Source organism: Maribacter caenipelagi (assembly GCF_004364175.1).
Taxonomy (GTDB): Bacteria; Bacteroidota; Bacteroidia; order Flavobacteriales; family Flavobacteriaceae; genus Maribacter; species Maribacter caenipelagi.
On sequence record NZ_SNZW01000011.1, the window covers coordinates 141,992 to 153,885 of the forward strand.

Consider the following 11,894-nt stretch of genomic DNA (forward strand, 5'->3'; position numbering starts at 1 on the left):
TAAGTGCCTATTGACATGTGATTTAAAAAGTAATGTGTCAGTGAAAAAATTATATCATAAGATTTATCTATTAAAATCTGATTTATCATAAACAGAATATGAATAGTTTTACAATTGAGAATTAAAAACAACTTAAAATCTATATAATCATGAGTAGTACTAACGGAAAAGGGGAAGCATGGGATATTAATAATTCTGATGCTGCAAATTGTCCATTTTTAAATGGTGAAATGCACCAAGCAGCTGGCGGTGGAACAACGAATAGAGACTGGTGGCCAAATATGTTGAATCTAAACATCTTAAGATTGCATTCTAAAATGGCAGACCCAATGGATGACGATTTTAATTATACCGAAGAGTTTAAATCTTTGGATTTAGCTGCTATTAAAAAAGATTTAACCGAGCTAATGACAACCAGTCAAGACTGGTGGCCTGCAGATTATGGTCATTACGGACCATTTTTTATACGTATGGCATGGCATAGTGCCGGTACATATCGTATATCTGACGGTAGAGGTGGTGCAAGTGCTGGAAACCAACGTTTCGCTCCGTTAAACAGTTGGCCAGATAATGCCAATTTAGATAAGGCAAGGTTATTATTATGGCCTATAAAGCAGAAATATGGTAAAAAGATTTCTTGGGCCGATTTAATGATTTTGACCGGTAATGTTGCTCATGAAAGTATGGGATTACCAATGTTCGGTTTTGCAGGTGGTCGTGAAGACATATGGCAGCCAGAAGAAGATATTTATTGGGGTTCTGAAACAGAATGGTTAGGTAATAAACAACGTTACGATGAAGATGGTAATGAATTAGAAAATCCTTTAGGTGCTGCGCACATGGGATTAATCTATGTAAACCCAGAAGGGCATAACGCTAACCCAGATCCATTAGAAGCTGCTCACTATATAAGGCAGACCTTCAAAAGAATGGCGATGGATGATTATGAAACCGTTGCGTTGATCGCAGGTGGTCATACATTTGGTAAAACACACGGAGCTGCTAACCCTGACGATTATGTTAGTGCTGAACCTGCAGCTGCCGATATTACGGAACAAGGTTTGGGATGGAAGAATAGTTTTGGTACTGGTTCTGGTGCTGATACTATAACAAGTGGAATAGAAGGTGCTTGGACACAAACACCTACAAAGTGGAGTCATTATTACTTTGAAAATTTATTCGGTTTCGAATGGGAATTAACAAAGAGTCCTGCCGGAGCTTGGCAATATAAGCCAGTAGGCGATGCAGGTGCAGGTGAAATGCCAGATGCCCATATACCGGGTAAAACGCACCAGCCTTTTATGTTGGTGACCGATTTATCTTTACGTATAGACCCAGCTTACGAAAAAATTTCAAGAAACTTTTTAGAAAATCCAGATGAGTTTAAAGATGCCTATTCAAGAGCTTGGTATAAATTAACGCACCGGGATATGGGGCCTGTAGATCGTTATTTAGGTCCTGAAGTGCCAAAAGAAGAATTGCTTTGGCAAGATCCAGTACCAGCAGTTGATTTTGAATTGATAAATGATGCTGATATCGCAGGTTTGAAAAATACTATTTTGTCTTCGGGTCTTTCAACTGCAGAACTGGTTTCAACAGCTTGGGCATCTGCCTCTACTTTTAGAGGTTCAGATAAACGTGGCGGTGCCAATGGTGGTCGTGTGCGTTTAGCACCTCAAAAAGATTGGAAAGTTAACAACCCTAGTCAATTGGCCAAAGTAACTGCTACTTTAGAGAAAATTCAAAAAGACTTTAACGATAGCCAATCTGGTAATAAAAAAGTTTCTTTTGCCGATCTAGTTGTACTTGCTGGTTCTGCCGCTGTGGAGAACGCTGCTAAATTAGCTGGTTTTGATACTATTGTTACATTTAATGCAGGTCGTACCGATGCTACGCAAGAGAAAACGGATATCGAAGCTTTTGATGCACTAGAGCCAATTGCAGACGGCTTTAGAAATTACACTAAGCAAAAACTTTCTATTCAACCCGAAGAATTATTGATTGATAGAGCAAACCTGTTAACCTTGACTGCTCCAGAAATGACTGTTCTTGTTGGTGGACTTCGTGTATTAGGCGCTAATTACGATGGTTCTAACAACGGAGTGTTTACCGATAAGCCAGGTATGCTTACGAACGATTTCTTTATTAATCTTTTAGATATGGGTACCACTTGGAAAGCTAATTCTAATGATGATACTTTGTTTGAAGGAAGTGACCGCAAAACAGGTGCTGTTAAGTGGACAGGAACAAGAGCTGATTTAATTTTCGGCTCTAATTCTGAATTACGTGCTTTGGCCGAAGTTTATGGAACAGAAGATGCGAAACAAAAATTTGTTCGCGATTTTAGCAGAACATGGACGAAGGTGATGAATTTAGATCGTTTTGATATCTAACATATACCATTGATATATTGAAAAAGGCAGCTCATTTGAGCTGCCTTCTTTTTTTAAACACTTGTCATTTGTTTAATGACGCTCCAAACGTTAGTAAGTTACTGTCAGGGTCTAAAAGAGCGAACTCCTTTTGCCCCCAAGGCTTCGCCTCTAATATTCCGTTTGGATGAATAGGAACTTTATTGTTTAATAACGATTGGTATAACACCTCTATTTCATTAGTTCGAATATATACTTGCCCATAATTTTCTTTTGGATCTAGGGTTTCGAATAAAAAGAAATGTATTTCAATGCCATCTTTTTCTATCATTAAATAGTCAGGATAATCAATAGTCCCCACTTTTTTAAACCCGAGAGAAGAAATATAATAGTCCATAGTTTTATTCCTGTTTCGCATCGGTAATTTCGGATTTATTGATAAAAGCATAGTTTGCGTTTTAAGATTAGGACTAAATTAATCAATCGAAACCAGAGTTATGAGTGTTAGAAAATCATTTGTAAAGGTTAAACGGAAAAGGTAATTACCAAATAAATTACAGAATAAGTATTTATAGGTGCTATTCTGTAACAAATATGAAATAAAGGTTACTAATTGTTTGAAGGCTTTTAGTATCTTCCAACATTAACTTTAAAATAAAAAATCATGGGCTCATTTATTTGGATTCCGATTGCGTTTTTAGTGATTGCCACTATCCTATCGGGTGTATTTATTGTAAAACAACAAACAGCTGTTTTAATAGAAACTTTCGGAAAATTTACTAGTGTAAGACAATCTGGTATTCAGTTTAAAATTCCTTTTGTACAACGAATAGCCGCAAGAATAGGTTTGAAAATTCAACAATTAGATGTTATTATAGAAACAAAAACGCTCGACGATGTATTTGTTAAACTTAAGGTGTCCGTTCAATATGTTGTAATTAAGGAAAAGGTATATGATGCTTATTACAAATTGGAATATCCGCATGAGCAGATTACTTCTTATGTATTTGATGTTGTACGTGCCGAAGTACCTAAGATGAAATTAGATGATGTCTTTGTAAAGAAGGATGATATTGCAATTGCTGTAAAGTCAGAATTACAAGAGGCAATGTTAGATTATGGTTTTGACATCATTAAGACCTTGGTAACAGATATTGATCCAGATGCTCAGGTAAAAGAAGCTATGAACCGTATTAATGCTTCTGAACGTCAAAAAACTGCTGCGCAGTTTGAAGGTGATGCAGCCCGTATCTTAATTGTTGAAAAAGCAAAAGCCGAGGCAGAAAGTAAAAGATTACAAGGTCAAGGTATTGCGGATCAGAGAAGAGAAATCGCTAGAGGTCTAGAAGAGTCTGTTGAGGTATTAAATAAAGTAGGTATTAATTCTCAAGAAGCCTCTGCCCTAATTGTAGTAACACAACATTATGATACGCTACAAAGTATAGGTGAAGAAACGAATACCAATCTGATATTGTTACCTAACTCGCCACAAGCTGGTAGTGACATGCTAAATAATATGGTTGCTAGTTTTACGGCAAGTAACATGATTGGTGAAAGTATGAAACAAACCAACAAGCCTAAGCCAAAAGATAAATAGGCTTAATTATTTTAATGAGAATTTCAAACCCAGAAACTAAAAGCTTCTGGGTTTTTTGTTTCCTTTGGGTTTAGAAGCCAATCAATTTAAAGTTAAGAGCAATCATATTAAGATTATTTAATATCAAGGACTTTTAGAGCGTTTCCCGCAGGTTATAATACCAATAAGGTCTATAAAAACGAAAACGCCTGTAGACAGCTTGTCTACAGGCGTTTTTTAATAAGAATTTTAAATATATTTTATTGAATACAATAAGCGAATCTTATACTTCTAATTTATTTGATTTTGGCCCAAGAATCGCGTAAACCAACAGTTCTATTAAATACTAAATTATCGGCAGTGGTATCTGGATCAACACAAAAATATCCGATGCGTTGAAACTGAAAACGATCACCTGGTTTAGCATCCTTTAAAGCTGGTTCCACATAACCTGTAATAACGGTTAAAGAATCAGGATTTATAAAATCCATGAAATCTTTGTCCTTATGTGTATCCGGACTTTCATCTGTAAAAAGACGATCGTATAACCTTATTTCTGTTTTAACAGCATGCTCGATAGATACCCAGTGCAATGTTCCTTTTACTTTACGCAAGCTTTCTTCGGTACCGCTACCACTTTTACTTTTTGGGTCGTAAGTACATTGTACCTCTGTTATATTCCCATCGGTATCTTTAGTACAGCTTTCCGCTTTAATAATGTATCCGTTTTTAAGTCGTACCTCATGACCAAGTTTTAAACGGAAGAATTTCTTATTTGCCGCCTCTCTAAAATCTTCTTGTTCTATATATAACTCTCTTGAAAATGGCACTTGTCGTGTACCAGCATTTTCATCTTCCGGAGAATTTTCTGCTTCTAACCATTCCGTTTCTCCTTCGGGATAATTTGTAATTACCAATTTCAACGGATTCAAAACACCCATAACTCTATGAGTTGTTTTGTTTAGATCTTCTCTGATGTTGAATTCCAGCAAAGAAACATCAATAAGGTTGTCTCTTTTCGCTATACCTATGGTATCTACGAAATTGCGGATAGAATCTGGAGTATATCCTCTTCTTCGTAATCCTGATATTGTAGGCATTCTTGGATCATCCCAACCATTTACAACTCCTTGTTCAACTAATTGCGCCAGTTTTCGCTTACTAACTACGGTATGGCTTAGGTTACGACGAGCAAACTCACGTTGTTTCGGACGCACTTTTTTAGGATCATATACTTGATCTAAGAACCAATTATATAATTCTCTGTGCATTGCGAATTCTAACGTACAGAATGAATGTGATACTTGTTCTATATAATCACTTTCACCATGTGTCCAATCATACATCGGATAAATACACCAATCGGTATTTGTTCTGTGGTGTGCTTTATGAAGAATTCGGTACATTATTGGATCTCTCATTAACATATTAGAGGAAGCCATATCTATTTTGGCTCTTAATACATGAGTTCCTTCTTTAAAGTCTCCATTTTTCATTTTTTCGAAGAGCTCTAAATTCTCTTCGATAGATCTATTCCTATTCGGACTATCCGTTCCTGGTTCTGTAGGTGTGCCTTTTTGGATGGCCATGTCTTCCGAAGACTGATTATCTACATAAGCTTTGCCCTTTTTAATCAATTCAATTGCCCAATCGTATAATTGTTGGAAATAATCAGAGGCATACCGTTCGGTATCCCATTTAAAACCTAACCACTCTACATCTTTTTTGATGGCATCTACAAATTCCTGCTCTTCTTTTGCAGGGTTGGTATCATCAAACCTCAGATTTACAGGTGCATCGTATCTAAGACCTAAACCAAAGTTTAAGCAAATAGAACTTGCATGCCCAATATGTAGGTAACCATTAGGCTCTGGAGGAAAACGAAAACGTAATTCGTCTTTGGTATAACCATTTACCAAGTCCTCTTCAACAATTTGTTCAATAAAATTCAAAGACTTTGATGTCTCGCTCATGTCATTATTTTTCAGGGTACAAAAGTAGCAAAATTGCCTTAATTGGCAGGTTTAAAAAAGATACACATTAGATAAAAGGAGTTTCACAACAGAAATCTTCCTTCCGACAACATAAAATTCCCATTCATCGTATTAAATAACATATTTGTCTAAGAAATGTTCGGAATGTAAAAAACTTATTAACGAACTTTTCAACCGTAGTGGCCCCCAAAACTACAAATACTTATGAAAACTTTGAACAAACTTACCGTATTTACAGCACTATCCATGCTATTTTGCGCTTTTCAATTATCTGCGCAAGCAATAGTAATTAACGCTCCAGAACCTGCAGACAATCCAAATCTGTCAGGAAGTACTCCGTGGTCTGCCGTATGTGCAGGAAATGGTGGATTCAACGAATATTTTGTCAACATCACTTGGATAGGTACCGCCAATGCAGGCAATGAGTTTATTCTCGAATTGTCTGATGCCAGTGGTAGCTTTTCAAATCCTCAAACATTGCAAACGATTACCGATCAAAATGCCGTTAAAGATTTTGATACTAGTTTCGCAATACCTACCGATACTCGTGGCGAAGGGTATAAGATGAGGGTTAGAAGTACAGATCCTGTAAAAGTGGGTAGCGAATCTGAGGCATTCAATATGTATTATATGGATGTGACTTCTAATCTTAATATTAGTGAATTGGGTGACGGAGTGCCACCGGGTACCGTTTGTAGTACTGGTGCTATCACGTTGCAAGTTGATAATATTGCCAACCCAGAAACCTATCAGTATATTTGGTTTCGTAGTGGAACAGAATTAACAAGCGAAACTGGGCATACATTAAACGTAACGCAATCGGGTATGTACAACGTATATATTAATTACGGACCAAGATGTACAGGTTCTGGTAACACAGATTCTAATATTGTAGATGTTACTATTGGTGGTTCAGGAACTGGTATTGCAGTTACCGCCCCAAGCAAAACCTCTTTATGTAGTACCGATACAGAATTGTTAAGTATTGATCAAACCGATGCTTCATGGAGCTATCAGTGGTTTAAAGATGATGTCGAGATTGTTGGTGCAACAGCAACCACATATAACGTAAATGCTGCAAGTGCAGGTTTCGAAGGAGACTATGCAGTAGAGATTTCTGGAACAGGTATCTGTAATGAAAGATCAGCAGTGGTATCTATTACCAATGCAGAATTATATACAGTTTCGGTAGTGAATGAAATCAATATGGTTTTATTACCTACTCAAAGCGAAGTATTATCAGTGAGTACAACAGCGATTACGCCAAGTTATAAATGGTTTAGAAATGCTGTTGAAATTCCAGGTGAAACAAATAGTACACTTACAATTACTGAAGATGGCGAGTATTTTGCAGAGGTTACACAAACAGGCGGTGCTTGTTCGGTGTCTTCTAAAAACTCTCAAGTAACTACAGTGGTTTCTCCTGCTTCTTTCGAAATGACCATAAATTATACCGAAGCGTATACATCTTGTGAAACCACAAGCACTACTTTGGGTGTTGAGCTTATAAACGCAGTTGCTGCAGATGGTACTAAAACAGATGTTACTAGTGCTTTACTTGATGGATTTACCTATGAATGGAGTAAAGATGGTGCAGCAATAGCCGGTGCAACTAGCAACAGTATTAGTTTGGCTTCAAATGCTGAAAATGGTGATTACGATTTAAATGCGACCGTTGGTAGTTTTGATATAGATTCTAATTTGTTACCGGTTCAATTATTGACTAACGAAACGGTAAGTATTACAAGCTCTGGAACTGTCTTCTGTAGCGGCGGCGAAACCATTACATTGAGTACAACCACCGACTTGAATTCTGCTTCATATCAATGGCAACTAGACGGTGCATCTATAAATACTACGGATGCTGTATTGACGGTTTCTACTGCAGGTACCTATACCTTGGCGATAGATAGAGATGGTTGTTCTTTAATCTCTAACGAGATTGTGGTAACACCATTAGATGAAAACTTGATTACACTTGATCAGGGTACAGAAATAGTAATGCCAGAAGGTACTACTAGATTGGTAACAGCAAGTGGAGGTACAGGCTACAGATGGTTAGATGCCAATGCGGTAGAAGTAAGCAACTCTGATAGTGTAAACTTTACCGAAGCCGGTAGTTATACCCTTATAGCTTCTATAGATAATTGTGAGATTGTTAGACAGATAGAAGTTACCTATTTAGACACCTTTAAAGTGCCTAATGTAATTACCGTGAATGGAGATGGTATTAATGATCAATGGATTATACCAAACTCTTATTCTAATAAAGCCGATGTTAATGTAATTATCTACAATGAACAGGGTCAAGAAATTGTAAACGAATTCGATTATAAAAATAACTGGCCGCAGTCAACTACTGCGTTCACCAAACAAAACATGGTATTCTATTATAAAATTAGAAATGCCAGTGAAGTACTTAAACAAGGTACGATCACAGTAATACGTTAAGCTCACCATGCTAAAGAAAAGTGTTTTATATCTATTGTTATTTGTGTTAGCTATCATGAAGGTTAGCGGGCAAGAGGAAAATCCGTTTGTATCATACGATGTTCCTGCCCAGAACCTTTTGAAGTATAACCGATTCTTAATCAACCCAACGTTTTCAACGGTTAGGGAAGACAAGTCTTATATTAATTTATTACACCGAAACCAATCGGTACAATTTGATGATAACAATCAAAACTATTTCTTAAGCTATAGTGGACGTATTAATGATAAAACAGGATTAGGTCTTAGTCTATATTCTCAAAGAGAAGGTATCTTAAGCAATTTTGGTGTTCTGGCAAATTATGCCTACGGTATTAAACTGAACGACAAGAGTAACTTTACTTTTGGTGCAAACGTTTCTTACTACCAGAGTGGGTTTGATAACGGTAGAGCATCTACTGTAGAAGAGGATCCTTTTCTAGCCGGATTGCAAGATCAGAACCTATTATCATTTCAGCCTGGTTTTAACCTTTCGTACGGTAAGTTCGATGTTGGTGTTTTTGCGGAAAACCTTTTTGATTACAACTTAAAGACAAGCGAATCGGTAACTGAATTTAAAGACAAAACCTATTCTGGTCACCTACAATATACCCATCAGTTTGAAAAGCAAGATGGTATTTTTGAACAAGGTCGGTTAATGCCTTTGGCAAGAGTTAGAAAAGTAGGCGAAGAAGATGTTACCCTTGGTGGTAGTTTAATTCTTGACCTTCCAAAATTAGGATGGATACAGGGTGGATATGATAGTTTTTATGGCGCAGCTGCAGGTGTTGGTTTTAACCTTAACCAAAGAATTTCTTTAGGCTATACTATGGAAAAAGGATTGTCTAACAACTTTGATAATTTCGGAGTTACGCATGAGATATCATTTGCTTACTCATTCTCTCCGAATCTTACCGAAGATAGGGTTATGTTAGAAGATGACTTTGAAGATGATTTAGTACAGAATGATGAGGAGCCTGAAAATATTGCAACCAATGAGGAAATAGAGGAGTTGAAGATGAAATTGGCAGAAAACGATGCCATCATCGAAGAACTAATGTTTCGTCAAGACTCATTAGAAGCTATTCGTCAATCTGATTTAGAAAGACGTTTTGCTATGGTAATGCGTATGGTTCGTAATGAAACAAACGGAGAAAGACCAGACTTAGAGAATAAAGCTAAAGAGCTTTTCCTTGATGAGAATAACAACACTGAAGTGGCTTCTAATTACAATCCGAGTAATTCAGGTGAGGCAGTTGCAAGTAATCAACCTGCTAGTCAAACACAACAGGATAGGGTAGCAGTGTTAACAAACGAAAGAAAAGACCCTGTTGCAAAGAGGCAAGAAGTTGCAGAAACAAATACAGATACTAATTCTTCTGATGATAACAGATTTAATGAACAAGTACAGCCAAAAGATGCTGTCGTTGCCAATAGACCGCGAAATACAACAAGAACAAAATTGAATGCTACTAAAGAAGCGGCTCAAGATGGTGTTAAGGTTGGTAGATTTAAAAACTTACCAGATGTTACGGACGGCTACTATGTAGTTGCCAATGTATACAAAGGTGGTCAGTATATGAACAATTTTCTTGATGACTTAAATGCTAAAGGTATTAATGCTGATTATATTGATAATCCGAATACAGGTTTAAAGTATGTTTACCTTCAACGTTATGAAACATTTGAAGATGCTGTTGCTGCACACGATTCTAAACTGAACGGTACATATGATGGTGCCATGTGGATCATGAATGTAGATAATAGATACACTAATGAGGCTTACGCTAGCAATGTAAACAAGATCAAAGAAAAATCTTCGAAGTACGATTCTAATGTTCTTACTTCTAATGAGGTCGTAAGAGATAATGTAGATGCTAGAGAAGCTGATTCTAAGTCTTATGTTATTGAGGGTGCCGGTTCTGGGTATTACCTTATTGCAAATGTATTTGCGAACCCTACTAATGCGAATAAGTTTGTATCGCTTTTAAATTCATTCGGATTAAGTGCGAGTTACTTCATCAACCCTAAGAACAATTATAGATACGTTTACCTTAAAAAACACGACTCTTGGACCAATGCTTTGATATCTTATTACTCTAAGCTAAACGACGCCTATGATGAGAAGATGTGGATTATGAGGGTCAATCATGAACTGCTCGTGTAACACGGCTTTATGTTTGCAAAGGTTTCGGACTTCATCAATTACATGCAGGAACTATAAACCAATCATTATATTTTATTGTTTCTTTTAAATCTATCCATGTATTTTCATATGATCTAATAAGTAGAAAAGTTTTGGTAAAATGCCAAAATTAAAATACAACTTGGTATTTTAAATAATTTAAAAATTTTTCAAGGGATAATATTCTAACTTTTGATCACTCTTTTTTCAATTCTTATTTCTTGAAAAGTGCTTGAATTTAAACTTATAAGTGTAATCAATTCCATCTAATTTTTATCAAACGAAGTGGAATCAAATTAGAAATTTATAAAGGCAATATGTCTTTTTCAAATATGATTTTTAAACGGTAATCTTTTTAATTATTTTTTGATTGTGTAACAAGATGTTCGCCTTTAAAATCAATCATAATTTGAATTTATAAGGTGTAAATTTACATTGGTAAAAAAAGCACTTTTAATTATTTGGTAGAAGTCATTTCGAATGCAAACCGCTGGATAGTGATTTTTACTTTGTCATTCTTTCATGTGTGGATTAATTTTTTCTTTTTCAACACTTCAGATACAGCTTTACTTTGAATTTTATAAGAAGTGCTATTAATATTCCTTTCATTCGTATTGAGCGAATGAAAGTGTAATTCGTATCTTGATTTTGAAGATTAAGAATATTCAAAACTATAATTTATGGGTTGGTTATGGATTCTTAATTTCATTTAACCCAAATCTTTAATTACAGTATCACTTATTTTTATAGTTTATTATTTGATACTTACAAGTGAAGTTTTTTTTATCCAATTTTATGTTCAGAAAACAGTTGTGTAATTACTTCTCTAGTTTCTTCTTCCTCTAAATAAATTTTTTCACGAAGGGCAATTTCATTTCATTCTCTCTTGTTTTCCATTAGTGATATAAAATGTCTTTCTTTATTTTTTCTGTGTTTGTTTTTTTACTGCTATCATCATATGCGGACTAAAAGGTAAAATGTAGCTGTCGTTTTCTGTAATTTGCACTAGTACTATTAAGTTCTTTCTCTTTTAAAATATAGCATGTTTAAGATGATGGAAACAAGTCTCAAGATTATCCTAAATGAACCGAAACCCTTTTTTTTAATTTCTTAGGGCAGTTTTAGACTATGAATAGTTGTTTCGTGACAAGTTCTACTAATGAACCAGATGATTTTTTTTATGCAAGCTACTTAGCATACTTTTCCCTTTCCCCACTAACATCAATAATTGTTATAAATGTTATAAAGAGGGGTTTTTCAATGAGCGATTTGATACTTCAAACTCCAATATACCGACA

The 11,894-nt window shown here is 35.7% G+C and carries 6 protein-coding genes; 4 read left to right on the forward strand and 2 right to left on the reverse strand.

The genetic code is table 11. From position 1 onward, the window contains the following. The first annotated feature begins 149 nt into the window (after positions 1–149). On the forward strand, positions 150–2,393 hold the full coding sequence (gene katG, locus DFQ03_RS01495) for a catalase/peroxidase HPI (RefSeq protein WP_133671267.1): 2,244 nt from the start codon (positions 150–152) through the stop codon (positions 2,391–2,393). Positions 2,394–2,457: 64 nt separating this feature from the next. Here the strand turns inward: katG and DFQ03_RS01500 are convergent, their stop codons facing one another. Then, a complete protein-coding gene (locus tag DFQ03_RS01500; RefSeq protein WP_133671268.1) occupies positions 2,458–2,820 on the reverse strand; it encodes a bleomycin resistance protein in 363 nt (120 codons plus the stop codon). Positions 2,821–3,036: 216 nt separating this feature from the next. Here DFQ03_RS01500 and DFQ03_RS01505 point away from each other — a divergent pair, with 216 nt between their 5' ends. Then, positions 3,037–3,969, forward strand: coding sequence for an SPFH domain-containing protein (locus DFQ03_RS01505; RefSeq protein WP_133671269.1), 933 nt, complete (start codon positions 3,037–3,039; stop codon positions 3,967–3,969). Between the two features lie 275 nt (positions 3,970–4,244). On the opposite strand, the gene DFQ03_RS01510 is transcribed toward DFQ03_RS01505, so the two are convergent. Beyond that, positions 4,245–5,921 (reverse strand): glutamine--tRNA ligase/YqeY domain fusion protein, encoded by a 1,677-nt coding sequence (locus tag DFQ03_RS01510; protein WP_133671270.1) that lies wholly within the window; start codon positions 5,919–5,921, stop codon positions 4,245–4,247. A gap of 225 nt (positions 5,922–6,146) precedes the next feature. Here DFQ03_RS01510 and DFQ03_RS01515 point away from each other — a divergent pair, with 225 nt between their 5' ends. Together DFQ03_RS01515 and DFQ03_RS01520 are read left to right on the forward strand one after the other, a co-directional pair. Continuing rightward, on the forward strand, positions 6,147–8,393 hold the full coding sequence (locus DFQ03_RS01515) for a T9SS type B sorting domain-containing protein (protein WP_243834389.1): 2,247 nt from the start codon (positions 6,147–6,149) through the stop codon (positions 8,391–8,393). 7 nt (positions 8,394–8,400) lie between these two features. Then, positions 8,401–10,578: a PorP/SprF family type IX secretion system membrane protein gene (locus DFQ03_RS01520; protein WP_133671271.1), complete on the forward strand. Its 2,178-nt coding sequence runs from the start codon at positions 8,401–8,403 to the stop codon at positions 10,576–10,578. Positions 10,579–11,894: the final 1,316 nt, after the last annotated feature.